This is a genomic window from Micromonospora sp. DT233, from assembly GCF_049841815.1.
Lineage (GTDB): Bacteria > Actinomycetota > Actinomycetes > Mycobacteriales > Micromonosporaceae > Micromonospora.
Genome location: NZ_JBNCLB010000004.1, coordinates 201,262 through 226,526, shown reverse-complemented (window position 1 = coordinate 226,526; position 25,265 = coordinate 201,262). Strand labels below are relative to the sequence as shown.

Genomic DNA, 25,265 nt, shown 5'->3' with positions numbered 1-25,265 from the left:
GCCGCGCCACGGCCGGGCTGGGTGCTGACCTCGCTCGGCGCGGTCAATGTCGGTATGGGGAGTGCGTCCGCCCGCGCTGCCACCGCCGGCCGCCCGGCGGGGCGTCGTGCCGCCCGGCGCGCCGCGCCCGGTGAGGGGCGTGACCCGGCGGAGGGCACAAAAAAGCCCCTCGCGCAGGAGGGGCCGCCGTGCTGTCGCGCGTCAGCGCATCAGCACGGCCCGGTAAGGAGCAGGAAGACTCCGGCCATGTCCGGCAGTGTACCCCGCCGCCGGTCCGCGCACGTCGCCCGCACCGACAGGCGGGACCCGCCGGCGAATCTTCCGGGGCTAACCTACGGACTTGCTGCGAGGGTCGGCGATAACGACAAACATGGTTAGCCTGAGAGGCCGACGTCTTTTTCTGCGGCAGACAAGACTCTTCCCGTCGCGAACCAACTGGCGGGTCCAGGTGCTCTCTGCAGAGCTGCCGTTTCGCCCGACGAGGAGGAGGCCCGTGACACAGCAGACCTGGGACGAGGTGGGCGGCGTGCTGCCGCACGACGAGTTCCGTACGGCCAGCGAGGCCATCGTGGCCAACATCGAGCAGGTCATCGAGGGCAAGACGGCCACGGTCCGGCTCGCCCTGGCCGTCCTGCTGGCCGAGGGCCACCTCCTCATCGAGGACGTTCCCGGCGTCGGCAAGACCAAGCTGGCGAAGGCCCTCGCCCGGTCGATCGACTGCTCGGTGCGTCGCATCCAGTTCACTCCGGACCTGCTGCCCAGCGACGTCACCGGGGTCAGTGTCTACAACCAGGAGACGCACGACTTCGAGTTCCGCCCCGGCGCGGTCTTCGCCAACCTGGTCGTCGGCGACGAGATCAACCGGGCCTCGCCGAAGACCCAGTCGGCGCTGCTGGAGTGCATGGAGGAACGGCAGGTCACGGTCGACGGGGTCACCTACCACCTGCAGACCCCGTTCATGGTGATCGCCACCCAGAACCCGATCGAGATGGAGGGGACGTACCCACTCCCCGAGGCGCAGCGGGACCGCTTCACCGCCCGGATCGCGATGGGGTACCCGGACCCGGCCGCCGAGCTGGCGATGCTGGACGGGCACGGCGCGTCCGACCCGTTGCAGGAGCTGGGGGCCGTCGCCGACGCCGACTCGGTGCGGCGGCTGATCGCCACGGTCCGCGAGGTGCACGTCGCCGACGCCGTCAAGCAGTACGCGGTGGACCTGGTCACCGCCACCCGTGAGGCCCCCGACCTGCGGCTGGGCGCGTCCCCCCGGGCCACCCTGCAACTGCTGCGCACCGCGCGGGCCGTCGCCGCCCTGGAGGGGCGCGACTACGTCCTGCCCGACGATCTGCAGGCGCTCGCGGTGCCGGTGCTCGCCCACCGGATCATCCCCACCGCCGACGCCCAGCTCGCCCGGCGCACCACCGACGCGATCGTCTCCGAGCTGGTGCACCGGCTCGCGCTGCCGCAGGAGCGGCAGCGTTCCCCGTACGACACCCGGCCGGCGGCCGACGGCACCGGGCGCGCGCCGCACGAGCCCCGGAGGCGGTGACGCGTGCGCGAGGGACTGCGGGGCCTGACCACCCGTGGCCGGTCCTTCCTGGCCGCCGCGCTGGCCGCCGGCCTCTCCGCCGCCATCCTCGGCGAGCGGGACCTGCTGCGGGTGGCGGTGCTGCTGGCCGTCCTGCCGCTGCTCGCCGCCGCCTACGTCGGGCGCAGCCGGTACAAGTTGGCCTGTCACCGGTCGCTTCAGCCGCACCGGGTGCCGGTCGGCGCCAGCTCCCGTGTGGTGCTGCGGTTGCAGAACATGTCCCGGCTGCCCACCGGCACCCTGCTGCTGGAGGACCGGCTGCCGTACGCGCTGGGCAGCCGGCCCCGGGTGGTGCTGGAGCGGCTCGGCGCGCAGCAGGCCAGTTCGGTGGCGTACACCGTCCGCGCCGACGTGCGCGGCCGCTACGAGGTGGGCCCGCTGGTGGTCCGGCTGACCGACCCGTTCGGGCTCTGCGAGCTGAGCCGGGCCTTCCCCAGCACCGACCATCTCACGGTGATCCCGCAGGTCACGCCGCTGCCCTCGGTCCGGCTCCCCGGCGAGTACGCGGGCAGCGGCGACAGCCGGGCCCGTTCGGTGGCGGTGCACGGCGACGACGACGCGGCGACCCGGGAGTACCGCCGGGGCGACGACCTGCGGCGGGTGCACTGGAAGTCGACCGCCCGCACCGGTGAGCTGATGGTCCGCCGGGAGGAGCAGCCCTGGGAGAGCCGGGCGACCGTCGTGCTGGACACCCGCGGGTACGGCCACCGCGGCGACGGCCCGACGGCGAGCTTCGAGTGGACGGTCTCCGCGGCGGCCAGCGTCGCGGTGCACCTGCGCCAGGCCGGGTACAAGCTGCGCCTGGTCACCGGCGGCGGTGCCGACGTCGACGCCGGCGAGAGCGCCGGGGACGGCGCGCTGCTGGACCACCTGGCCGAGGTCCGGCTCGACCCGCGCGGCGAGATCACCACCCTGGTGCAGCGGGTCCGGCAGCGCGCCGACGGCGGCCTGATCATCGCGCTCCTGGGCTCGCTGAGCACCGCCGAGGCCGAGCTGCTGGCCGGGTTGCGCGGCAACGGCGCCACCTGCGTGGCCCTGCTGCTGAACACCGCCACCTGGTTGAACCTGCCGCCCCGGGCCCGGGACGAGGCCGACCACGCGCACAGCACCGCCGCGCTGGCCCTGGTGCGCAACGGCTGGCGGGTGATCGGGGTCGACCACGGCACCCGGCTGCCGGCGCTGTGGCCGCAGGCCGGCCGGGGCTCGCAGGGCTTCGCCCTGCGGGCGGCGCTGGCCGAGACCGTCGCGGGTGGCGTGAAGTGACGACGGCCGCCGCGCAGGCGGCGTGACGTGACGCCCGGCACGCGCCGGGCGGGACAGCGACCGGAAGGGGTGGTCCCGTGACCGCGACCCGCAACCTAGGATTCGTGGCCGCCGCCGCGACCCTGCTGGCGGCGGCGCCGCTGTCGGCCATCTTCGAGCGCTGGACCTGGCTGATCCAGGCCGCCGTCGCGGTCGCGGTGGTGGCCGGGGTGGCCGCGCTGGCCCGGCTGGGCCGGGTGCCGCTGTGGGGGCAGGCGCTGGCCATGCTCGCCGGGCTCCTGTTCGCGCTGACCTGGCTCTTCCCCAGCGGCGGCGAACTGCTGGCGCTGCTGCCCACCCCGGCCACCTTCGCCCACTTCGGCGACCTGCTTGCCGCCTCCGCGCAGGACATGCGCTCGTACGGGGTGAAGGTCCCCGACACCGATCCGCTGCTCTTCGTCACCGTGCTCGGCGTCGGCGCCGTGGCGGTGGTGGTGGACGTGCTCACCGTCGGGCTGCGCCGCCCGGCGCTGGCCGGCCTGCCGATGCTGGCCATCTACTCGGTGCCGGTCGCGGTCTACGTCGACAGCGTCCCCGCCGTGCCGTTCGTGGTCGGTGCCGCCGGCTACCTCTGGCTGCTGGTCACCGACAACGTGGAGCGGGTGCGTCGGTTCGGCCGCCGGTTCACCGGCGACGGCCGGGACGTCGACGTGTGGGAGTCGTCCCCGCTGGCCGCCGCCGGTCGGCGGCTGGCGGCGGTGGGGGTGGTGCTGGCGGTGGCCCTGCCGCTGGCCGTGCCCGGGATGACCGGCGGGCTGCTCGACACCCTCGGCTCGGGCGGCGGTAACGGCCCGGGCGGCGGCAAGGGCACCGGCGGCAACCCGGGCCGGGTCGACCTGTTCGCCGCGCTCAGCGGGCAGCTCAACCAGTCCGAGGTCTACGAGATGGTCCGGGTCGACACCGACGAGCCGGCCCCGTTCTACCTGCGCTACGGCGTCGCCGACGAGCTCTCGCCGAACGGGTTCCGGGTCGGTGACCCGTCCGGGCGCGCGGTGACGCGCGGGTTCCCCGATCCGACGTGGGCCACTGCCGAGGGGGTCACCCAGAAGCGGTACCGGGCGACGGTGAAGGTGACGGAGAACCTGGCCATGCCCCTGCTGCCGGCCTACGCGCAGCCGGTGCGGGTCGACGGTCTGGGCGGCAGCTGGCTCTACGACACCGACCTGCAGGTGTTCTACTCCAACCGGGACAACTCCCGGAACAAGCAGTACTCGTTCGACTACGTCCGGTCGACGTTCAGTCCGGCCGCGCTGCGCCGGGCTCCCTCGCTGCCGGCCGACCACCCGCTGCGGGTCGGGCAGACCGACACCCCGCCGGTGCCGCAGGTCGACGCCCTCGTCGGTGAGCTCGTCAAGGGCAAGAGCACCGACTACGACAAGGTGCGGGCCATCTACGACTACTTCTCCTCGGAGAACGGCTTCACCTACACCCTGACGACCAAGGGGGGCACCAGCGGCCAGGAGATCGTCGACTTCCTCACCAACAAGTCCGGCTTCTGTCAGCAGTACGCGGCGGCGATGGCCTGGCTGGTCCGGGCGGCCGGCATCCCGGCGCGGGTGGCGTTCGGCTTCACCAACGGCACCGGCCGCACCGACGAGGGCTACGTGCTGACCAACCGCAACCTGCATGCCTGGACGGAGGTCCACTTCGACGGGGTGGGCTGGGTGCCGTTCGACGCCACCCCGGCGTACGGGGTGCAGGGTTCCACCCGTTCGGCGTGGGCGCCGGACACCGACGCCCCGGAGCCCACCACCCCCGACGCCGGCTCGCCGGCCGACGCCGACGACGCGGAGACCTCGCCGGAGGTCGCCGGCCCGGACCGGGCCGACCGGGACGCCGACACCGGGCTGGCGCTCGGGGCCGCCGGCCCCGCCCGGCAGTCCCCGGTCTGGCCGTGGTGGGCGGCGGGCGGGCTGGTCCTGTTGGCCCTGCTGGCGCTTCCGGCGCTGCGCCGGGCGATGCTGCGCCGCCGCCGCGGCCCCCGCACGACGGTGGCAGTCCCGGCGACCCCGGCGGGCACCGGCGTCGCCGACGCGGGTCGGACGGTCGTGGTCGGGATGGACCCCGACCGGGCCCGGGCCCAGGCGCATGCCACCTGGGACGAGCTGCTCGACACCCTGGTGGACTACCGGGTGCGGGTGGACCGCACGGAGACCCCCCGGGCGACGGCCGAGCGCCTGGTCACCGAGGTCCTGGCCGAGGATCCCGCCGCCGTGGCGGCGGCGCGGTTGCTCGGGCGGGCCGAGGAGCGGGCCCGCTACGCCCGCGACCCGCTGACCGGCGAGGAACTGCCCCCGGCCCTGCGCAGCGTGCGCGGGGTGCTCGCGGCGCAGTCGGACCGACGGACCAGGTTCCTCGCCGCCGTGCTGCCGCCGTCGGTGCTGTTGCGCTGGCGCAGGGCGGTGGGTGACACGTCCTCGCGGGTGGTGGCCAGGGCCGGCGACGCCCGGTACCGGCTGCTGCGCTGGAACCCCCGCCGGTTGCTGGCCACCCGCGCCGGCCGCTGACGCCTCCGGGGGCGGGGCGCCGGCGGAACCCGGCCGGCACCCCGGCCGCCGTCGGCGGTGCCGCCCGAGGGCACGGGTGACGGGGTACCCAAAGGTGATCAGGACGCCATCGACCTCAAAACGCCCGGATGGCAGCTCAGCGCGGGCGGCAGGTCGGCGCGGGCGGCAGGTCGGTGTCGGTGTCGGGTCAGCGATGCCCCTCCGGGCGCTGCCGCCAGCGGTCCTCCATCCGGTCCAGGAACGACCCGCCGCGTCGGCCCGACGAGCGCCCACGTGGGCGACGCCGGCTGGTCGTCCCGCCGACCACGTGCAGGTCGGGTGACTGCCCCTTGCGGTGCGACTGCACCCCGTAGGCGGCCGAACCCAGCATGACGACGAAACCGGCCACCGCCAGCGGTGGAGTCTTGATCACTGCACCGTAGACCAACAGGGCCAGGCCAACGATGGTCGCGCCGGCAGCGACAAGCAGGCGACGCCGCGCATGGAAGCGCGGATCGCTGGCACGCACGGCCGAGGCGAATTTGGGGTCCTCGGCAAGCGACCGTTCGATCTGATCGAACAGCCGCTGCTCGTGCTCCGAGAGCGGCACGGCACTCCTCCCCGGTCACGTTGGTCGGCACCGGACGGGCCGACAGACCGTGGCAGCCGATCGGCTGCTTACCGCCAAGTCTACGAGGGGGGTCGCGCCTCGGAAAGCGGGACGACCTACGGGTGGGGCGGATTTTCATTTCGCTTCCGGTCGTCACGGCGGAGCAGACTCGCCGGACCTATGACGGACCGCCCGAAACGGGCAGCGGCGGCGTCCGCGGCGGCCTCCACCTCCCGCCAGCCGTGCTCGGGGGCACCGAGGGTGAGCTGCTGCGGGCTCTCCCCCGCCGGGACCAGACCCTCCAGTCGCACCCCGACGAGGCGAATCAGCTCAGCGGGGTTGAGCGCGGTGTAGAGCGCCCAGGCCGTGTCGAAGATCTCTCGGGCGGTGTCGGTGGGGACGTCGAGGGTGCGGGAGCGGTTGACGGTGCGGAAGTCGGCCATCCGCACCTTGATCGACACCGTCCGGCCGACCTGGCCGGCCTGCCGCAGCCGGACGCCGACCTTCTCGGCGAGGGCGAGCAACGACCGGCGGATCTCCAGCGGGTCGGCGACGTCGACGTCGAAGGTCGTCTCGGCGCCGATGGACTTCTCCACGTGCTCCGGGGAGACCCGGCGCGCGTCGCGCCCCGAGGCCAGCTCGTGCAGGTGGGCGGCGGCGGCCTCCCCGACCGCCCGGCGGAGCAGGCCGAAGGGCGCCTCGGCCAGGTCACCGATGGTGCGCAGCCCCAGCCGGGACAGCGCCTCGGCGGAGCGCTCCCCCACCCCCCACAGCGCGGAGACCGGCAGCGGGTGCAGAAAGTCCAACACCCGGTCGGCGGGCACCACCAGCAGCCCGTCGGGCTTGGCCCGGGTGGAGCCGACCTTCGCCACGAACTTGCTCGGCCCGACCCCCACCGAACAGGTCAGCCCCTGCTCGCGCTCCACCCGCGCCCGGATCCGCCGGGCGATCGTGGCCGGGGAGCCGAAGAGCCGGCGGGCCCCGGCCACGTCGAGGAACGCCTCGTCGAGCGAGAGCGGCTCCACCAGCGGGGTGATGTCCCGGAAGATCCGCATGACCGCCCGGGAGGCCGCCGTGTACTGCGCGAAATCGGGCGGCAGGAAGACCGCGTGCGGGCAGAGCGCCCGCGCCCGCGCGGTGGGCATGGCGCTGCGGACGCCGTACCGCCGGGCCTCGTAGCTGGCGGAGCTGACCACGCCGCGCGGGCCGACGCCGCCGACCACGACAGCCCGGCCCCGCAGCTCGGGGCGCGCCCGCACCTCCACGGAGGCGAAGAAGGCGTCCATGTCGACGTGCAGGATGGGGCAGCCGGAGTCGTCGCCGTCGGGCCCGAAGCGCGGGTCGTCACCGCGCGGCAACGACTGACTGCGACCCATCCCCGCAGGCTAGCCCCCGGGTCCGACACCCACCCACCGCGTCGGACGGCTCAGCCCCGCACCACCAGCAGCGGAATGGTCATCTCGGCGGCGGTGTCCGCCCCGTGGTACGCCACCAGACGCGAACTCATCGGCGGCTCCGACCGGGTGGCCATGACGGCGGACGTGCCCCGACAGACCACCACCAGGTCGCCGACCCGGCTCAGGTGCTCCTCGGGCACCGGGCCGAACCAGCCGGTCGCCACCGCCTCGTCGCGGTGCAGCACCCGCGCCGCGTCGCCGAGCACGGCCGACCAGGCGGCCGCCACGTCGTCGGCCGCGCCGGGCTCGACGTGCAGGTAGCGGACCCGGGCCTCGCCGGCGAGCACCCGCACCCCGGCCCGCAGCCGCGCGTCGGCGTCGAAGTCGAACCGGTCCGCCGCCGGCACGTCGAGCTGGCCGTGGTCGGCGGTGACCAGCAGCGCGGCGTCCGACGGCAGCCCGTCGACCAGCCGGGCGAGCAGCCCGTCGACCTCGGTCGCGGCGGCCCGCCACGGCTCGGAGTCGAGCCCGCTGAGGTGCCCGTGCCGGTCCAGGTCGGGGTGGTAGCCGGAGACCAGGGTCGGCCCGGTCCCGGCGGTCAGCGCGGTGAGCATCGCGGTGGCCAGCTCGTCGGCGTCGGCCGCGCCCCGGTAGTCGCCGCCCCGGTTGGCGGCCACGGTCAGGCCGCTGCCGGCGAACTCGGGGCGGCTCACCACGGTCACCGCGACCCCGGCGGCGCGGGCCCGTTCGAGCTGGGTGGGGACGGGCTGCCAGCACAGCGGCTCCGGGTCGTCGGCCCAGTTGGTGTGGCTGAGCACCCGGTCGGTGCCGGGCACCCGGACGTTGAAGCCCACCACCCCGTGCGCGCCGGGGGACGTGCCGGTGCCCAGGGTGACCAGGCTGGTCGGGGTGGTCGAGGGAAACCCGCAGGTGAGCGGGCGGCCCACGGTGGCGGCCAGCCCCGCCAGGGTCGGCGCGTGCGGCGCGGCGGTGGGGATCTGGTACCAGCCGAGCCCGTCGACCAGCAGCACCGCGACCCGCCGCACCCCGGCCAGCCGGGGGGCCAGCCCGAGCAGGTCGGCCGCTCCCGGCACGCCGAGCACCGCCAGCGCGCTGGGCAGCACGTCGGCCAGACTCCCGCCGCCGTAGCGGGGCGCGACCGGATCGAGCGGCCCGACCGACACCGGCGAGGGCGCGACCCGGTCCGACGACGGCGTTACCGGCGTGCTCACGCCGGCCGCCGGGCGAACAGGTGCAGTTGGGCGGCGAGGTCCCGGTACGGGGGCCGGGCGGCCAGCGCCCGCTCCAGCTCGACCAGGGCCGTCGACTGGCCGTCGGCGACGGCGGCGGGGATCAGGTCGGCCAGCACGCGTACCCCGTGGATCTCCTCGACGACCAGGCCGCCGGCGGTGAGCAGCGCCGCCGCGCGGTCGGCGTCGTAGCGGCGGCGCAGGGTGTCCCGGGGGCCGGCGGCCCCGGTCGGGTCGGCGGCCAGCGCGGCGGCCAGCGCGAGGTGGCCGTTCATCGCCCGGCCGAAGACCGCGGCGGCCCGGCCGGCGACCAGCACGCTCGCCGCGCCGCCCGGCCGCAACGCGGTGACCAGCGCGGACACCACCGGCGCGGGATCGTCGACCACCTCCAGCACCGAGTGGCACAGCACCAGGTCGACGCTCGCCGGCTCGACCAGCCCGGCGAGCGCGTCGCCGTCGCCCTGCACCGCGCGTACCCCCTGCGCGACGCCCGCCTCGGCGGCCCGGCGGGTCAGCGCGGCCAGCGCGTCGGGGCTGGCGTCGACGACGGTGACCCGGTGCCCGGCCTGGGCCAGCGGCACGGCGAAGCCGCCGGTGCCGCCGCCGACGTCGAGGACGGTGAGCCGGTCGCCGGCCCGGCGGTCCAGCTCCGCCCGGAGCACGGACCAGATGACGGCGGTACGGGGGGTCGACGGCGGGCCGGTGCGCCCGCCTGGGGTCTGCTCCACCCGGCCGAGCCTAGTCGCGCCCGGCGCTGCCGACGGGGACGCCTCCCGCGCCGGGCGCGACGACACGCCGCTCAGCCCTTGCGGCCCGTGGTGGCGATGCCCTCGACGAAGTGTCGCTGGGCGAGGAAGAACAGGATCAGCATGGGCAGGGTGGAGAGCACGGTCCCGGCGAGTACCACCTCCCACTGCTGCTCGCCGCCGTAGCCGAACCGGTCCAGCACCACCTTCAGCCCGCGCGGCAGGGTGAACAGGTCGGCGTTGCGCAGGTAGATCAGCGGCTTCATCAGGTCGGTCCAGCTCGCCTTGAACTCGAAGACGAACGCGACCAGCAGGGCCGGGCGGATCAGCGGGAAGGCCATCTTCCAGAACAGCTGCGGGTAGCTGGCCCCGTCGACCCGGGCGGCCTCGAAGTACTCCCGGGGCAGGGAGAGCAGGAACTGCCGCAGCAGGAAGACGTAGAACGCCGAGGCGAAGAGGTTGTTGGCCCAGAGCGGGACCTGGGTGTCGGTGAGGTCCAGCTTCGACCAGATCAGGTACGTCGGGATCATGGTCACCGCGCCGGGCAGCATCATCGTCGCCAGCACCAGCCCGAAGAGCACCTCACGGCCCGGGAACCGGAAGTACGCGAAGCCGAAGGCCACCCAGGCGCTGGAGAGGGTCACCGCGGCGGCGGCAGCCACCCCCACCACGACGCTGTTGCCGAACCACTTCAGCAGCGGCGCGGCCTGCCACACGTCGACGTAGTTCTCGGGGGCGAACGGCGTCGGCAGGAGGCTGGTGGCGAACGTGTAACCGGAGGGGCGCAGCGACGCGCTGACCAGCCAGACGAACGGGGCCAGGAAGATCGCCGTCGCGCCCAGCAGGGCCAGCACGAACAGCCAGCGCCGCCAGCGGGGGCCGGCGGATGCGGTGTCGCCGGGCGGACGGTCGGCGGTCTGACCCGCTCCGATGCCGGGCACCGGCGCGGTGACGCCACGTTCGGCGGTGGCGGTCACTGGTTGTCCCCCTCGTAGTAGACGAACCGGTTGCCGAGCTTCATCTGCACCAGGGTGATCAACAGGATGATCACGAACAGCAGCCACGCCATCGCGGAGGCGAAGCCCATGTGCAGGAACTGGAACGCCTCCTGGAACAGGTGGATGACGTAGAAGGTCGCCGCGTCGCTGTTGAACGAGTTCTCGGTCTGCCGGTTGCCGAAGTACATGGTGTAGACCTCGGTGAACATCTGCAGCGAGGCGATGGTGTTGACGATCAGCGTGAAGAAGATGGTGCCGGAGATCATCGGCAGGGTGACGTGCCGGAACCGGGCCCAGGCGCCGGCCCCGTCGATGCTGGCCGCCTCGTAGAGGTCGCGGGGGACGTTCTGCAGCGCCGCCAGGTAGATGATCACGGTGGAGCCGAGGCTCCAGAGGCTCATCAGGATGATGCCCGGCATCACCCAGTCCGGGTCGGTGGTCCAGCTCGGCCCGTCGACGCCGATCACCCCGAGGGCCCGGTTGACCAGCCCCTCCTGGGTGTTGAGCAGCAGCAGGAACAGGATGCCGACGGCCACCGCCGGGGTCATCACCGGCAGGTAGAACACCGTGCGGAAGAAGCCCTGCAGCCGGCCGACCCGCTTGAGCAGCAGCGCCAGCCCCAGCGAGATCGCCATCACCAGCGGCACGTGCAGCACCGTGTAGTAGAAGGTGTTGCCGAGGCTGCGGGCGATCGCCGGGTCCGACATCAACTGTCGGTAGTTGTCCAGGCCGGTGAACCGGGGTTCGTTGATGACGTCGTACTCGGTGAAGCTGAGCCAGAGACTGGCGACCATCGGCCCGGCCGTGAAGGCCAGGAAGCCGACGATCCAGGGCGCGATGAAGAGCAACGCCCAGCGGGCCTCCCGGCGGGCCGACGGCGACATCCGTCGCCGCCGACCCGGCGGGGATACGGCGGGGGCGACCACGGCGGGGCTACTTCGCTGCCTTGTCCAGGGCGGCGGTGGCCTCCCGCTGGGCGCGGGCCAGCGCCTGCGCCGGCTGCTCCTGCCCGGCGAGCACCCGGTTGATCGCGCTGGTCCAGGCCTTGTCGAACTCCGCGCCGGCCGGCGACGGCGGCGAGGAGTACGCCACGTCCTGCACCGACCGGATGACCTGCACCCCGTCGTCGAAGCGCTTGTTGCCGCTGGGCTGGTACAGCTCGTTGAAGATCCGCTCGTCGGCCCGGCTGTTGCCCGTGTAGACGCCGGTGAAGAGCTGCCCGGCGGCCTTGCGGGCCTCCTGGCGGGCCTTCGCGGCGGCGAACCAGGTCTCCACGGAGGTCATCTGCTTGGCGAAGGTGCAGGCCGCCTGGGGGTTCTTCGCGCCCTTCGGGATCGCCCACGCCTGGCCGCCGGCCTCCGTCAACGGCTTGCCCTGCCGGTCGGTGAAGGGCTTGACGACCAGTTCGGCCTTCGGCGTGTTCTTCGCCACCTGGTTGAGGAACCACTCCTCCATCGGCCAGACGGCGATCTGGTTCTGCGCCAGCGGGCTCTTGACCCCGAAGAAGTCGAAGGTGTCCCGGAAGGACTTGAACTTGCCCCAGCCGCCCTGCGCGGCGATCAGGTCCAGCCCGACCTGCAACGTCTCGGCGAGCTTCGGGTCGGTCAGGTTGGCCGTCCTCCCGTCCGCCGAGAGCATGTCGAAGCCGTTGGCCTTCGCCCACATCGGCAGGAACTCGGGGATCTTCGGGTCGATGCCGATGCGGGAGACCTTGCCGCCGGAGACCTTGGCCAGCTTGGCGTTGAGCGCCGGCAGCGCCGCCCAGTCGGAGAGGTCCACGTCGTCGGGGGTGAGCCCGGCCTCGCGCAGCAGCGCCTCGTTCATGTACACGACCCGCACGCTGTAGAACTCCGGAATGCCGTGGACGACACCGTCCACGGTGACCTGCGCCCGGGCGGCCGGACGGTACTGCTCCATGTCGATCTGCTGGTCGGCGACGCAGTCGGTCATCGGCTGCAGCGCGCCCCGCTTGGCGTACGTGCCGATCAGCTTGCGGTCCAGGTAGATGACGTCCGGCGCGTTGCCGGAGGCGATCGCCGAGAGAAACTGCTGCTCGTCGAAGGCGCCCTCGGTGATCTTGAGGTCGACGCCCGGGTTGTTCTTGCGGAACGTCTCCACCCTGGTCTTGGCGATCTCGTCCGGCAGGCCGAAGCCCATCGTGGTGAGCGCGCCGGCGCCGCCGCTCGACCCGCCGCCGGAGTCGTCGTCGGAGCCGCCGACTCCCCCGCAACCGCTGACCGCCAGGGCGAGCACCCCGGCCAAGGCGGTCGCCCGCAGTGTCCGTGACATGAAACCTCCCAACAGGGCCACGAGCGACCTTGCCCGCGTGGCCTGCACTTCTCCGGGTCGAGGCCGTTTCAAACTCCGAAGTGGAATTCCCGTAGCTTCGGCCCATCGTCAGCGGAAGTCGCGCGACGGCGGCGCGACCGGTGGCGCGATCGGGTCGAGCCGGTCGGCGACCAGGTTCGTCACCCCCTCGTGCCGCTGCAACAGACCCCGCACCACCAGGGCGGCGCTGGTGCGCGCCACCCGCCGGTAGCGCTGCCACAGCCCCGGCGAGCAGGTCACGTTGAGCATCCCGGTCTCGTCCTCCAGGTTGAGGAAGGTGACCCCGCCGGCGGTGCCCGGCCGCTGCCGGTGGGTGACGATCCCGCCGACCCGGATCCGCCGACCCGGCTCCACCCCGCCCAGCCGGGCGATCGGCACCGCGCCGAGGGCGTCGAGGGCGTCCCGGACGAACCGGGCCGGGTGGCTCTCCGGCGACAACCCGGTGGCCCAGACGTCGGCGACGAGGCGGTCCACCGCCGCCATCCCCGGCAGGGTCGGCGCGGTCGTGCCGGTCACCGTGCCGGGCAGCCGGCCCGGCCGGTCCTGGGCCGCCGCCCCGGCCGCCCAGAGGGCCTCCCGCCGGGTCAGCCCGAAGCAGGCGAAGGCGTCCGCGGTGGCCAGCGCCTCCAGCTGCGCGGCGGTCAGCCCCACCCGCCGGGCCAGCTCCGGCATGTCGCGGTACGGCCCGTGCGCCGCCCGCTCGGCCTCGATCCGCTCGGCCACCCCCTCGCCGAGGGTACGCACGCCGCCCAGCCCGAGCCGGACCACCGGCCCGCCCAGCCCCCACTCGTGCGGCGCCTCCCCCGGCTGGCTGCCCCACCGGGTCGCCGGGGTGGATTCGAGGACCGCCAGAGCCCCGCTGGCGTTGACGTCCGGGCGGCGCACCCGCACGCCGTGCCGGCGGGCGTCGTCGACCAGGGTCTGCGGCGCGTAGAAGCCCATCGGCTGGGCGTTGAGCAGCGCCGCCAGGAACGGCGCCGGGTGGTAGCGCTTGAGCCAGGAGCTGGCGTAGACCAGGTACGCGAAGCTCATCGCGTGGCTCTCCGGGAAGCCGTAGCTGGCGAACGCGGTGAGCTTGCGGTACACGTCGTCGGCCAGCTCGCCGGTGATGCCCCGCTCGGCCATCCCGGCGTAGAGCCGGTCGGCGAGCCGCGCCATCCGCGCCACCGACCGCTTGGCCCCCATCGCCCGGCGGAGCTGGTCGGCCCCGGCCGCGTCGAAGCCGGCCAGGTCGATCGCGAGCTGCATCAGCTGCTCCTGGAACAGCGGCACCCCGAGGGTCTTCTCCAGGGCGTTGCGCATCAGCGGATGCGCGTACGTCACCGGCTCCTGGCCGTTCTTGCGGCGGATGTACGGGTGCACCGAGCCGCCCTGGATCGGGCCGGGCCGGATCAGCGCCACCTCCACCACCAGGTCGTAGAACTCCCGCGGCTTCAGCCGGGGCAGGGTGGCCATCTGGGCGCGGCTCTCCACCTGGAACACCCCGACCGAGTCGGCCCGGCAGAGCATGTCGTACACCTCGGGGTCGTCCAGCGTCATGTCGCCCAGGTCGAGGCTGGCCCCGATCATGTCGTAGCCGTAGTGCAGCGCGGAGAGCATGCCGAGGCCGAGCAGGTCGAACTTGACCAGGCCGACGGCGGCGCAGTCGTCCTTGTCCCACTGGAGCACGCTGCGGCCGGGCATCCGCCCCCACTCCACCGGGCAGACCTCGATCACCGGCCGGTCGCAGATCACCATTCCCCCGGAGTGGATGCCCAGGTGCCGGGGAAAGGTCTGCAACTCGTTCGCGTACGCGACGACCTGCTCGGGAATGCCCTCCACCTCGGCCCCTGCTCCTGCCTCGACCCCGTCTGCGGCTCCGGCCCCGGCGGCGGGGGCGGCTCCGGCGGGGGCGAGCGAGCCGCCGTGGTCGATCTGCTTGCTCCAGGCGTCCTGCTGGCCGGGCGAGAAGCCGAACGCCTTCGCCACGTCCCGCACCGCCGACCGGGGCCGGTACGAGATGACGTTGGCGACCTGGGCCGCGTGCTCCCGCCCGTACCGGGCGTAGACGTGCTGGATGACCTCCTCCCGCCGGTCGGACTCGATGTCCACGTCGATGTCGGGCGGGCCGTCGCGTTCCGGGGCGAGGAAGCGCTCGAAGAGCAGCCGGTGTCGCACCGCGTCCACGTTGGTGATCCGCAGCGCGTAGCAGACCGCCGAGTTCGCCGCCGAGCCCCGACCCTGGCAGTAGATGTCCTGTTCCCGGCAGAAGGTGATGATGTCGTACACCACCAGGAAGTAGCCGGGGAAACCCAGCTCGTCGATCATCCGCAGCTCGTGGTCGAGCTGGGCGTACGCCTCCGGGTGCGCCTCGCGCGGCCCGTAGCGCTCCCGCGCCCCCCGCTCCGTCAGGTGGCGCAGCCAGCTCATCTCGGTCTCCCCGGCCGGCACCGGGTACGCCGGCAGCCGCGGCGCCACCAACTGGAGGTCGAAGGCCAGCTCCGCGCCGAACTCGGCGGCCCGCCGCACCGCCCCCGGGTACGCGGCGAACCGGGCCGCCATCTCCTCGCCGCTGCGCAGGTGGGCGGTGGACGCGGCGGGCAGCCAGCCGTCGATCTCGTCCAGGCTGCGCCGGGCCCGCACGGCGGCCAGGGTGGTGGCCAGCCGACGCCGCCCCGGGGTGGCGTAGTGCACGTTGTTCGTGGCCACCGTCGCCAGCCCGGCGGAGGCGGCCAGCTCGGCGAGCGCGTCGTTGCGGTCGGCGTCGACGGGGTGCCCGTGGTCGGTCAGCTCCACCGCCACCGTCTCCGCGCCGAAGAGCGCGGTCAGCCGGTCCAGCTCCCGGGCCGCCGCGTCGACCCCCTCGGTGAGCAGCGCCGCCGGCACGTGCCCCTTGCGGCAGCCGGTGAGGACCAGCACGTGGTCACGCAGTTCGGCGGCGACCTGCTCCAGCTCGCCGTAGTCCGGGCGGCCCTTTTCCCCACCGCGCAGGTGGGCACGGGCGATGGTGCGGGCCAGCCGCGCGTACCCCTCGGGGCCGTGGGCGAGCACGAGCAGGTGCGGGCCGTACGGGTCGGGCCCGACGCCACCGCCGCGGCTCCCCCCGCTGGCGGCGGCCCTGCGGCTCCCCCCGCCGTTGCCGTCCCTGCGGCTCCCCCCGCCGCCGCCCCTTCGGTTGCCCGGGGAACCGGGGCGCGACCCGGCCAGGCCCAGCGACAGCTCCGCGCCGATCACGGTGGGCAACCCCGACGTACGGGCCGACTCGGCGAAGCGGACCACGCCGTAGAAGCCGTCGTGGTCGGTGACGGCGAGCGCGGTGAGCCCCAGCCGGGCTGCCTCCTCGGCCAGCTCCTCCGGATGGCTGGCCCCGTCGAGGAAGCTGAAGTTGCTGTGCGCGTGCAGCTCGGCGTAGGGCACCGCGCCGCCGGGCCGGCCCCCCTCGCCCGACCGGCCTCCCCCGCTGGATCCGCCTCCCCCGCTCGACGTGCCTCCCCCGCTCGACCGGTACGACCATGGGCCGCGCCCCCGGGCCGGGCCGTCGCCGTCATCGTCGGCGAGCGGGTCCACCACGTGCAGTAGCCGTCCGTCGCCGAGCACGCTCGTCCCGCCCCGCCCCGCGCCCGGTCCTCCGACACCGGGCCGCCCGGAGAGCACCCCTTCCAGCTCCGCCCAGGACAACTCCGGCTGACGAAAGCTCACCAGCCACCCCCGACGCTGGAGATCTTGGTAGATTTCGGCCCCTGGAGGGGTCGAAATCTACCAAGATCCATAAGGGTGGCTCGATCGTCAGTCATAGATCGCCTCGACCAGCCATTGGCCGGACTCGACCGCCAGCAGGAGGGCGGTGCCGTCGGCCAGACAGACCTGGAACCGGGCTTGGCGACGGGCCTCGGCCGGTGCCCACCAGCGCTCGTCGACCGGCCACGGGCCGGCCCAGCCGACGATCTCCACCGGCCGGGCCGTGCCGACGACCAGCCGGGCCGGGGCACCGGTGAGGTGGAGCCGAGCGCTCACCCCGACCGGCTCCCCTACGGCGTCGTGCACGGTCGCGGCGAGCGGCGCGGGGAGCACCACGGCCGGTGCCGGCGGCGGCAGCCGCCCCGGCCACGGCGGCTCCCCGGACCGCACCGCCCCGGCGACGCCAACCCCCGAACCAGGCCGAGCCGCCCCGGCCGACACCGACCCGGCCGACACCGACCCGGCAGAACCGGCCACCGACCCGGAGTGCGCCGATTCGGGAGGACGAACAGGATGAGCGGAAACCACGGCCTGGGTCGGGTCGATCGGCCAGGTCGGCGGGCCGGGACGAGCCGGCAACCGTTCGTCGCCCCAGGACACCAACCGCACCTGGTCGGCCGGCGAACGCCCGCCACCGAGCACCGCGGTGACCACCGCCTCCGGGCCGAGGATGCCCTGCACCCGGCTCAGCGCCCGGTGCGCCCGGTCCCGTTCCTCACCCGTCTCCCCCCACAACCCGGGTTGCAGGCCGGCCTGGGCGAGCACCCCGTCGGGCACCAGCCGTAGCCGGATGATCCCGGCCGTCGGCCGCGCCGGGCGGCCCCCGGACCGGCCGGCGCTGCCGGTGAGCCAGCCGTCCAACTGCCAGCGCACCCGGTCGGCGATGGCCGCGGCGGTGAGCAGGCCATCGTGTCGCCAGACCCGGTGCAGTTCCTGGCCGTGCGCGGTGACCGCCTCGATGCCGAGCCGGGTGCAGGCCAACCCGTGCGCGGCCAGCCGGTCGTGCAGCCGCTCGGCCAACGCGCGGGCGGCGAAGGCTGCCGCGTCCACCCGGTCGATCGGGTCGTCGTAGTCGGTGCCGACGGCCAGCTCGGTCGGGGGGCGGCGGACGGCCAACGGCCGGTGGTCCCGGCCGGCGGCGAGCCGGTGGGCCAGTGCGCCGTCGAAACCGAACCGGGCCAGCACGTCCCCGGCCGGCAGCGCCGCGAAGTCCCCCAGCGTACGCACGCCGAGCCGCCGCAGCAGATCCGCCAGGGCCGGCCGGGCCAGCGCCTCCACCGGCAACCCGGCCAGGAAACCGGGGGTGCCGCCGACGGGTACGACCCGCCCGGCGCGGGCCGCCAGGCCCGCCGCGAACACGCCGTCGGCGATCCCCACCTGGCTCTCCACCGCGCAGCTCTGGGCGACGTGCTCGATGATCCGCTCGGCGGCCGCCTCCTCGCCACCGAGGTAACGGCTCGGGCCCCGCGCGGCCAGTGCGCAGGCCCCCGGACGCACCACCTCGACCCCGGCCGCGACCTCCTCGACGGCGGCCACCACCGGCTCGAACGCCCGGGCGTCGCGCCCCGGATCGTGGTCGACGACGGTCAACCGCGGGCAGCGCCCCTGCGCCTCCCGCTTGCGCAGCCCTCGGCGCACGCCCTCGGCGCGGGCCTGCTCCGAGCAGGCGACCACCCGGTTGGCGTGCAGCACGGCGACCGGGCCGACGGCCGGCACCCCGTCGACGATCTCGGCGGCGAGCACCGGCCAGTCGGGGCACCAGAGCAGCAGGGTGCGCGGCGGGGCCCCGGTCACGAGGGGCCGACCAGCGTGAGCGGGCCACGACGGGGCGGCGCGTCGGGGGCGAGCCCACCACGGCTGGTCAGGCCGTCGGGCGCGCGCGAAGCCACCGAAGCAGCAGCCGCCAAGGCAGCCGGAGCAGCCGGGGGCACCGGGCGGAGCCGGCCGGCCGTCGACCGGCCGGTGACGGAGGCGGCCAGGACGCCGGCCGAGCGGGGGATGACCCGGGTGTGGCCGTCACCGGGGAGCCAGACCTTGACCTCCTTGGGCCGGGCCGCCGCGCCCCGGCCCCGGGCCGCGACGGTGACCTCGCGCCGGCGCAGCCGGCCCCGCCCCTGTCCCAGCCCCTCCCAGACGCCCCGGACCACCTCCAGGGTGACGTCGGCGCCGGCCCAGTGGCCGTACGGGACGAGCACGCTGCCGCGCTGCCGCGCCCGCGCGGCCAGCCGGGTCGCCACCGAGGCCGAGACGGTGGCCGGCACGGCGGCGACCACCACGTCCACCCCGTCGATCAGCGCGGCGACGACGGTGGGCCACTCCGGCCCCGGCTGCGGCACCAGGGCCAGCCGGTCCAGGGCTATCCCGGCCTCGGCCGCCGCGCCCGCGCCGAAGGTGGGCACCCCCACCACGGCGCACCACGAGCCGGCCCGGGACGCCTCGGCGAGCAGCGCCAGCATCAGCGAGGTGCCACCGCTGCGCCGAGGCTGGCCGGTGGCGACCGCGATCGTGCTGCCCCGGCGCAGCCCTCGGTTGGGCAGCAGGCTGGTCAGCGCGGGGGCCACCGGCAGCATCCGGTGCCCGCCGGCCGCGTCCGCCGCGCTCGCCGGACGTACCAGACCCGCGAGCGCGGCGGAACCGGCCACCATGCGGCCCGCCATCGGACCTACCCCCCGTCGGGCTCGTCGTGCTGAAGTCGTGCGTGCTTCGTCGTGCTGGAGTCGTGCGTGCTGCGGCCCGGCGGGCCGACTGCCGTCGGGGGGCGTGCCCCCGCCCGGCCGGGGCTCAGGCGGCGAGGCCGTCCAGCGCCGGCTGGTGGGCGATCCCGAGCGCGGTCTCCACCACCGTCACGAACTGCTCGGCCGCCCGGAGCAGGTCGTCGGCCTCCCGGGCACTGACCACGCGGGGGATGCCGGCCTCGGCTGCGGCGCGCTTGCCCGCTGCGGCGGCGAAGAACGCCGCCCACTCGTCGAGCTCCGGGGCGACGGTCGACAGCAGGACCCAGACGCTGGTGATCCGGTGTCGTCGGGCCGGCGCGGGACGGGCCCGGGCGGCGACCAGGGCCGCGGCGGCGCGCAGCGCCGCCAGGTGGGCGGCGGCGTAGCGCAGCCCGTCGGGGCCCGTCCGGGCGGCCTCCGCCAGCCCGTGTCGGGCCACCGCGAGAAGCTGGGCGGGGGTGCGGTGCGGCAGCACGTGTGCCGGCACCGTCGGTGGCTGGGCCGGGTTGGTCGGCATGGGCTGTCTCCTCCACGTGGCCGGGGCCGGACGCGACGACCGAGGTCGTCGACGCGCAGGCCGGTCGGTGGTGCGGAGGAAGACGCACCGGGTGTGGGGCCGGCCGGGTGTGGACGCTTCCCCACACCACACCCGGCCGGCGACCGGCGGGTTCGTCGCCCGCCGCCCGGGGGTCGTGGGCGGCGGACGACGCTCCTGCCTGACGGGCCCGGGCTCGCGACTGCCCGGAACCCAGGTGCGGCCCGCGGAGCCGCACCGCCCCGGAGCGGCGCCGCGAAACACCACCCGGGATGTTGGAACGAACGTTCGACTCAATCGAACACTCGTTCTAACTGCTGCTGACAGTACACCCCCCGCCGGACGAAAAAGCAACGTGTGACGGAGGGGGTGGCGTGGGACCCCACAGACCGGCCGCGCGCCGCTCAGGGCCGGACGTAGCCGAGCAGCCGCTCGGTGCGCTGCCCCTCGCAGCCCGGGTCGGCGCTGACGAAGTGGTCGCCGTCGGCGGGCAGGTGACATCGGTAGAGAGCCACCGTGCCGGCGGTGGGGGCGGTATGCACGTAGCCCACCGGCCCGAGCGGAAACTGCCCCTCGCAGCCGGCCTCGGGGGTCAGCAACGAGTGCTGTCCCACCCGGCACTCGTAGAGCAGCACCGTGCCGGGCGCGGCGTTGCGCAACAGCCGCCACGCCCGCTCCTGGGTGAAACCGGCCGGGAACTGGCGGGTGCTGGCGACGTGCCCGGCGCCGGCCCGGTACCCGCGCCGCAGCAGGGTGTACGGCAGTTCCTCGAAGCCGCAGGAGAGCTGGGGCGGGTTCAGGTCGTTCCGGTTGGCCAGCGCCCAGGTCGCCCAGGCCGGCTTGGCGCTGCCGTCGGCCCGGCGCAGGCCGAGTTTCAGCCCGCCCTCGTCGGGATTGTCCTGCATCCGGTGGTACAGGTAACTCTCGATGCCCGGGGTGCCGAGGACGTTGCGGAAGCTCTGGCAGAGCGCAGTCGCCTGCGCCGCCTCGCTCGACTGCGAGCCGGAGTTGATCCCCTGCTCGGTGAGCTGCACCTGCCAGGCCGACGGCGTGCCGGGGTAGGTGGCGTGCAGCCAGCCGAGCAGCACCCCGATGTTGCCGAAGGTCACCTTCGGGTAGTCGTCGGCGCCGAAGCCAGGCGCCAGGAGGTTCGGCGGGTACGGGTGGAACGCCACCCGCCAGGCCCGGCCCGCCGCTCGGGCCGCCACCGCGCGGATGACCCGCTGACCGGAGAGGAGCGGTGACGCCGTGGCGGGCTGGTCGAAGGCCGGACCGAAGTGGTGGTCCAGGGAGATCAGCACCTTCGCGCTGGGCTGCGCGGCGACGATCCGGTCGTACGCGGCGTTGTAGTTGTCGGAGTACTCGGTCACCCACCGGGTGGTGTCGCAGGGCACGCCCTGCCCGCAACCGATGTCGAACCAGGTGTTCGCGTTGACCTCGTTGTGGATGACGAAGTCGGCGATCCGGCCGGTCCCGCGCAGCCCGTCGTACCGCCGGGCCAGGTAGCCGGCGAAGCGGGCGTAGTCGGCCGGGTCGGTGGGCGTACAGAAGATCTCGAAGCCGGCGGCGGCGGGCGAACACGGCTTGCCGGCCCGGGCCCACGCCGGCACCCCGTAGACGATGGCGGTGACCACCAGGCCCCGCGCCGAGTAGTCACGGATGGCGGCGTCCACGCCCGGATCGATCCGGAAGCACTGCCCGTCGTGGGCCTCCTCGCCGGCGGCGCAGGGTGCGGCCTTCCGGCTGGGCTGCCAGTTCGCCCAGAGCAGGTTCATCGAGACCCCGCCGGCGTTGTTGCCGGCGATCTCGTCGACGTTCGGCCAGAAGTCCGGTTGGACCCCCTTGAGCCGGTGGTCCGAGCGGGTCGGGTACGGCAGCGCGGCCGGCGCGGCCGGCCCGACGCCGCCGGTGGCCCCGTACGCCGGTCTCGCGGCGGTGGCCCCGCTCGCCTGCGGCGGTGGCCCGGTCAACCCCAGGGCGATCGCCAGGCCCAGCCCGGCCGCGATCACCCGTCCCGTCGTCCGCATCCGCCGCACCCCGCATCCTCGACGCCCCGGAGAGCTTCCGAAACTCATCGACACAGAACGATGTCAGATCCCGCGACCACCCGCCAGTCCGGGCGTCGGCCCGGTGATCGGCACGACCCGGGCCGGCGGGAAGGAGCGGGCGGGGCCGCCCCTGGGAGCCGGATCGGAACCGAACGGGGACAATGGGCGGCATGCAGCCACACCCACCGGGGTTCGACCGTGGGCAGCCCGGCCGGGGCGGCGTGAGCGACGTCCCCGAGCTGGTGACCCTGCACGTCTGGCGGATCGCCCCGGCCGGGCTGCCGGGGGCGCTGGCCCGGATGGCGACCCACCCGCCGCGGCTGCGCCGTACCCCCGGGGTGCGCTTCGGCAAGCTGCTCGGCACCGGGACCGGCACCGGCTTCGGCCCCGGCGACGCCGACCTGACCCGCTGGGCGGCGCTGACGGTCTGGGACTCCCCGGCCCACGCGGCCGGCTTCGACGACTCGCCGGTGGGGCGCTCCTGGGCCCGGCTCGCCCGCTCCTCGGCCCGGGTGGAGCTGCGCCCGCTGAGCAGCCGGGGCGAGTGGTCGGGGCGGCGTCCGTTCGGCGAGCCGGCCGGGGGGCGGGTCGCCGGCCCGGTGCTGGCGCTGACCCGGGCCCGGCTGCGGCCCCGACGGGCGGCCACCTTCTGGCGGGCGGTCCCGCCGGTGGCCGCCGCCCTGCGCTCCGCGCCCGGCCTGCTGGCCCGGTTCGGCGTCGGCGAGGCCCCGCTGGGCTGGCAGGGCACGGTCAGCGTGTGGCGCGACACGGCGGACCTCGTCGCGTTCGCGTACCGTCACCCCGAGCACCGCGCCGCGATCACCCGCACCCCCACGCAGGGGTGGTACGCGGAGGAACTCTTCGCGCGATTCGAGGTACGCGACGTGATCGGCGACCGGTCGGTGCTGGGTTGGGTGGCCGACGGCGACCCGCAAGCGGCGAAGGATGGGCGGGCATGAGGTTGGTGCGCTGGACGCCGGACGATCTGCTCCGGCGACTGGACGACGTGGTGGCCGTCTACGGCGAGGCGATGAACTACCGCCCGGACCTGTTGGAGGCCCGGCGCGGCTACATCGCCACCCACGCGCGCCGCCCCGGCTTCCGCGCCGTGGCCAGCCTCTCCTCGGAGGGGCACCTGACCGGCTTCGGGTACGGCTACCTCGGCACCCCCGGCCAGTGGTGGCACGAGCAGGTGTACCGGGCGCTGGACGACGACGCCCGGCAGCGCTGGCTCACCGACTGCTTCGAGGTGGTCGAGCTGCACGTCCGGCCGCCCGCCCAGGGGCACGGCCTGGGCTCCCGGCTGCTCACCGGCCTGCTCACCATGGCGCCGGGCAGCACCGTCCTGCTCTCCACCCCGGAGGCCGACGAGCAGCGATCCCGGGCCTGGCGGCTGTACCGCAAGTACGGCTTCGTCGACCTGCTGCGGCACTTCCACTTCCCCGGCGACGAGCGCGCGTTCGGCATCCTCGGCCGGGACCTTCCGCTCACCCCGCAGGCCCCGGCGGGCCGGACGGCCGCCGCCCCCGGCGCGTCGTGACCCGTCGCCGGCTGCCGTGGGCGGGGCTGGCCGTGCTGGTCCTCGCCCAGATCTGCTACCCGCTGACCACCGGCGCCACCCGGGCCGGGCTGACCGTGGCCACCGTCGTGCTCGGATACCTGCTCGCGGTCGGCCACGCGCTGCTGAGCCGGGGCCCCCGGACGGCGGCGGCGCTGGTCGCCGTGGCCACCGGCGGCGGCTTCGCCATCGAGGCACTCGGGGTGGCCACCGGCTTCCCGTTCGGCAGCTACGACTACTCCGGCGAACTCGGCCCGAAGCTGGCCGGGGTGCCGCTGATCATTCCGCTGGCCTGGACGTGGATGGCCTGGCCGGCCTGGCTGACGGCGGCCCGGCTGGTCGCCCCCGGGATCGGTCGGGTGGCCCTGGCGGCCGTCGGGCTGGCCGCGTGGGACCTCTTCCTCGACCCGCAGATGGTCGCCGAGGGCTACTGGGTCTGGCGCGACGCCACCCCCGCGCTGCCCGGCCTGCCCGGCGTTCCGGTCAGCAACTACCTCGGCTGGCTGCTCTTCGCGGTGCTGCTGATGGCGGCGCTGCGCCCGCTGGCCGGGCCGGCGAGCGCGCGCACCGGCTCCGGGGACGCCCCGATGTTCGCGCTCTACCTCTGGACGTACTTCTCCAGCATCCTGGCCCACGCGGTCTTCCTCGGCCTGCCCGCCTCGGCGGCGTGGGGCGCGGCCGGCATGGCGGTGGCCGCCGTGCCGCTGACCCTGACCCTCGGGCGGGAACGCCACGCCCGCCGGGAACCCGGCGACCCCCGCGACCCCCGCGATCCCCGCGAGCCCCGGCCGCGCCGCCCGGCCGACGCCGACGCATGACACGCCTGACCGGCGAGGCAGCCGCATGACCGGGGTGTCGCTGCTGGTCGCGCTGGTCACCGGCGTCGCCGTGCTCACCGCCCACACCTGGGTCAACGCCACCCGGTGGCTGCGCCGCCCGGCCACCGGGCCGGTCGAGGTCGCCGAGACCGTCGCGGTGCTGCTGCCGCTGCGCGACGAGGCCGACCGGCTCACCCCGTGCCTGCGCGGGCTGCTCGCCCAGCGGGGCGTGGCCGACCTGCGGATCGTGGTGCTCGACGACGGCTCCACCGACGGCACGGCCGACGTGGTCCGGGCGGTGGCCGGCGACGACCCCCGGGTCACCCTGCGCGCCGGGGTCGCCCCGCCGCCGGGCTGGCTGGGCAAGCCGTACGCCTGCCACCAGCTCGCCGGCCACGCCGCCCCGGCCGCCACCGCGCTGGTCTTCGTCGACGCCGACGTGGTGCTCGCCCCGTACGCGGTGGCGGCAGCCGTCACCGAGCTGCGCGCCGCGCGGGTGACGCTGCTGTCGCCGTACCCGAAGATCGTGACGGTGACGGCCGCCGACCGGCTGGTGCAGCCGCTGTTGCAGTGGCTCTGGCTGACCTTCCTGCCGCTGCGGGCGATGGAGCGCTCGGCGCGGCCGTCGCTCGCGGCGGCCGGCGGGCAGTTCCTGGTGGTGGACCGGGCCGGCTACGCCGCCGCCGGCGGGCACGGCGCGGTGCGGGACAGGATCCTGGAGGACATCGAGCTGGCCCGGTCGGTCAAGCGCTCCGGCGGGCGGATCGCCCTGGCGGACGGCTCCCGGCTGGCCACCTGCCGGATGTACGACGACTGGCCGCAACTGCGCGACGGCTACACCAAGTCGCTCTGGGCCTCCTTCGGCCACCCGGGCGCGGCGGCGGCCGTGCTGGCCCTGCTGCTCCTGCTCTACACCGCTCCCCCGCTGATCGTGGCGGTGGCGCTGGCGGCGGGCGAGCCGGCGGTCGCGGCCCTGGCCCTGCTCGGCTGGCTGCTCGGCGCGGCGGGGCGGGCGATCAGCGCCCGCGCCACCGGCGGCCGGTGGTGGCCCGACGCGCTCGGCCACCCCGTGTCGGTCGTGGTCCTCGGTTGGCTGACCGCGCGGTCGTACCATCTGCGGAAGCGACGCCGCCTGTCCTGGCGCGGTCGCCCGGTCAGCTAGGAGGCACG

17 protein-coding genes and 3 pseudogenes are annotated in these 25,265 nt (G+C 75.0%); 7 read left to right on the top strand and 13 right to left on the bottom strand.

Annotation, left to right across the window (positions count from 1 at the left end):
• Positions 1 to 493: 493 nt before the first annotated feature.
• The 3 genes from ACLQ2V_RS12135 to ACLQ2V_RS12125 all read left to right on the top strand — a co-directional run bounded on the left by ACLQ2V_RS12135 (position 494) and on the right by ACLQ2V_RS12125 (position 5,397).
• On the top strand, positions 494 to 1,549 hold the full coding sequence (locus tag ACLQ2V_RS12135) for an AAA family ATPase (protein WP_425718529.1): 1,056 nt from the start codon (positions 494 to 496) through the stop codon (positions 1,547 to 1,549).
• Between the two features lie 3 nt (positions 1,550 to 1,552).
• Positions 1,553 to 2,851, top strand: coding sequence for a DUF58 domain-containing protein (locus tag ACLQ2V_RS12130; RefSeq protein ID WP_425718528.1), 1,299 nt, complete (start codon positions 1,553 to 1,555; stop codon positions 2,849 to 2,851).
• A gap of 77 nt (positions 2,852 to 2,928) precedes the next feature.
• Positions 2,929 to 5,397 (top strand): transglutaminase TgpA family protein, encoded by a 2,469-nt coding sequence (locus tag ACLQ2V_RS12125; protein WP_425718527.1) that lies wholly within the window; start codon positions 2,929 to 2,931, stop codon positions 5,395 to 5,397.
• Between the two features lie 187 nt (positions 5,398 to 5,584).
• On the opposite strand, the gene ACLQ2V_RS12120 is transcribed toward ACLQ2V_RS12125, so the two are convergent.
• The 13 genes and pseudogenes from ACLQ2V_RS12120 to ACLQ2V_RS12060 all read right to left on the bottom strand — a co-directional run bounded on the left by ACLQ2V_RS12120 (position 5,585) and on the right by ACLQ2V_RS12060 (position 21,698).
• On the bottom strand, positions 5,585 to 5,986 hold the full coding sequence (locus ACLQ2V_RS12120) for a DUF3040 domain-containing protein (protein ID WP_425718526.1): 402 nt from the start codon (positions 5,984 to 5,986) through the stop codon (positions 5,585 to 5,587).
• A gap of 116 nt (positions 5,987 to 6,102) precedes the next feature.
• Entirely contained in the window at positions 6,103 to 7,362 is a 1,260-nt protein-coding gene (locus tag ACLQ2V_RS12115) for a DNA polymerase IV (RefSeq protein WP_425718525.1), read from the bottom strand.
• Positions 7,363 to 7,412: 50 nt separating this feature from the next.
• Positions 7,413 to 8,615, bottom strand: coding sequence for an alkaline phosphatase family protein (locus ACLQ2V_RS12110; RefSeq protein ID WP_425718524.1), 1,203 nt, complete (start codon positions 8,613 to 8,615; stop codon positions 7,413 to 7,415).
• Positions 8,612 to 9,361, bottom strand: a complete 750-nt coding sequence (locus tag ACLQ2V_RS12105; RefSeq protein ID WP_425718523.1) for a methyltransferase domain-containing protein — start codon at positions 9,359 to 9,361, stop codon at positions 8,612 to 8,614. The genes ACLQ2V_RS12110 and ACLQ2V_RS12105 overlap by 4 nt, the downstream gene beginning before the upstream one ends.
• Positions 9,362 to 9,432: 71 nt before the next feature.
• Positions 9,433 to 10,356: a carbohydrate ABC transporter permease gene (locus ACLQ2V_RS12100; RefSeq protein ID WP_425718522.1), complete on the bottom strand. Its 924-nt coding sequence runs from the start codon at positions 10,354 to 10,356 to the stop codon at positions 9,433 to 9,435.
• Positions 10,353 to 11,261, bottom strand: a complete 909-nt coding sequence (locus ACLQ2V_RS12095; RefSeq protein WP_425718521.1) for a carbohydrate ABC transporter permease — start codon at positions 11,259 to 11,261, stop codon at positions 10,353 to 10,355. The genes ACLQ2V_RS12100 and ACLQ2V_RS12095 overlap by 4 nt, the downstream gene beginning before the upstream one ends.
• 49 nt (positions 11,262 to 11,310) lie before the next feature.
• Positions 11,311 to 12,666, bottom strand: coding sequence for an extracellular solute-binding protein (locus ACLQ2V_RS12090; protein WP_425718520.1), 1,356 nt, complete (start codon positions 12,664 to 12,666; stop codon positions 11,311 to 11,313).
• A gap of 108 nt (positions 12,667 to 12,774) precedes the next feature.
• Positions 12,775 to 16,101: an error-prone DNA polymerase gene (locus ACLQ2V_RS12085; protein ID WP_425718826.1), complete on the bottom strand. Its 3,327-nt coding sequence runs from the start codon at positions 16,099 to 16,101 to the stop codon at positions 12,775 to 12,777.
• Between the two features lie 369 nt (positions 16,102 to 16,470).
• A pseudogene (locus ACLQ2V_RS12080) lies at positions 16,471 to 16,809 on the bottom strand (DNA polymerase Y family protein); the annotation flags it as partial.
• A gap of 165 nt (positions 16,810 to 16,974) precedes the next feature.
• Positions 16,975 to 18,216 (bottom strand): annotated as a pseudogene (locus ACLQ2V_RS12075) (DNA polymerase Y family protein); the annotation flags it as partial.
• Between the two features lie 116 nt (positions 18,217 to 18,332).
• Positions 18,333 to 19,079 (bottom strand): annotated as a pseudogene (locus ACLQ2V_RS12070) (hypothetical protein); the annotation flags it as partial.
• 124 nt (positions 19,080 to 19,203) lie between these two features.
• Positions 19,204 to 19,653, bottom strand: a complete 450-nt coding sequence (locus ACLQ2V_RS12065) for an SAV_6107 family HEPN domain-containing protein (RefSeq protein ID WP_425718519.1) — start codon at positions 19,651 to 19,653, stop codon at positions 19,204 to 19,206.
• A gap of 422 nt (positions 19,654 to 20,075) precedes the next feature.
• Positions 20,076 to 21,698 carry a DUF5722 domain-containing protein gene (locus tag ACLQ2V_RS12060; protein WP_425718518.1) on the bottom strand — a complete coding sequence of 541 codons (1,623 nt, stop codon included), beginning with the start codon at positions 21,696 to 21,698 and terminating at the stop codon, positions 20,076 to 20,078.
• 191 nt (positions 21,699 to 21,889) lie between these two features.
• On the opposite strand from ACLQ2V_RS12060, the gene ACLQ2V_RS12055 reads away from it, so the two are divergent.
• Genes ACLQ2V_RS12055 through ACLQ2V_RS12040 form a run of 4 tightly spaced genes read left to right on the top strand, consistent with a single transcriptional unit; the run spans position 21,890 to position 25,257 of the window.
• Entirely contained in the window at positions 21,890 to 22,678 is a 789-nt protein-coding gene (locus ACLQ2V_RS12055; RefSeq protein WP_425718517.1) for a monooxygenase, read from the top strand.
• The gene (locus ACLQ2V_RS12050; protein WP_425718516.1) at positions 22,675 to 23,259 is read left to right on the top strand and encodes a GNAT family N-acetyltransferase; all 585 of its coding nucleotides are present in this window, start codon (positions 22,675 to 22,677) and stop codon (positions 23,257 to 23,259) included. Before ACLQ2V_RS12055 ends, ACLQ2V_RS12050 begins: the two co-directional genes overlap by 4 nt.
• Positions 23,256 to 24,095 carry a carotenoid biosynthesis protein gene (locus tag ACLQ2V_RS12045; protein ID WP_425718515.1) on the top strand — a complete coding sequence of 280 codons (840 nt, stop codon included), beginning with the start codon at positions 23,256 to 23,258 and terminating at the stop codon, positions 24,093 to 24,095. Before ACLQ2V_RS12050 ends, ACLQ2V_RS12045 begins: the two co-directional genes overlap by 4 nt.
• 25 nt (positions 24,096 to 24,120) lie before the next feature.
• Positions 24,121 to 25,257, top strand: coding sequence for a glycosyltransferase (locus ACLQ2V_RS12040; RefSeq protein ID WP_425718514.1), 1,137 nt, complete (start codon positions 24,121 to 24,123; stop codon positions 25,255 to 25,257).
• Positions 25,258 to 25,265: the final 8 nt, after the last annotated feature.

What these genes read in the sequence shown, in the direction of transcription:
- ACLQ2V_RS12115 (WP_425718525.1), bottom strand. Translation starts at nt 7,362, where the DNA reads ATGGGTCGCAGTCAGTCGTTGCCGCGCGGTGACGACCCGCGCTTCGGG.
- ACLQ2V_RS12095 (WP_425718521.1), bottom strand. Translation starts at nt 11,261, where the DNA reads ATGTCGCCGTCGGCCCGCCGGGAGGCCCGCTGGGCGTTGCTCTTCATC.
- ACLQ2V_RS12090 (WP_425718520.1), bottom strand. Translation starts at nt 12,666, where the DNA reads ATGTCACGGACACTGCGGGCGACCGCCTTGGCCGGGGTGCTCGCCCTG.
- ACLQ2V_RS12065 (WP_425718519.1), bottom strand. Translation starts at nt 19,653, where the DNA reads ATGCCGACCAACCCGGCCCAGCCACCGACGGTGCCGGCACACGTGCTG.
- ACLQ2V_RS12060 (WP_425718518.1), bottom strand. Translation starts at nt 21,698, where the DNA reads ATGCGGACGACGGGACGGGTGATCGCGGCCGGGCTGGGCCTGGCGATC.
- ACLQ2V_RS12055 (WP_425718517.1), top strand. Translation starts at nt 21,890, where the DNA reads ATGCAGCCACACCCACCGGGGTTCGACCGTGGGCAGCCCGGCCGGGGC.
- ACLQ2V_RS12050 (WP_425718516.1), top strand. Translation starts at nt 22,675, where the DNA reads ATGAGGTTGGTGCGCTGGACGCCGGACGATCTGCTCCGGCGACTGGAC.
- ACLQ2V_RS12040 (WP_425718514.1), top strand. Translation starts at nt 24,121, where the DNA reads ATGACCGGGGTGTCGCTGCTGGTCGCGCTGGTCACCGGCGTCGCCGTG.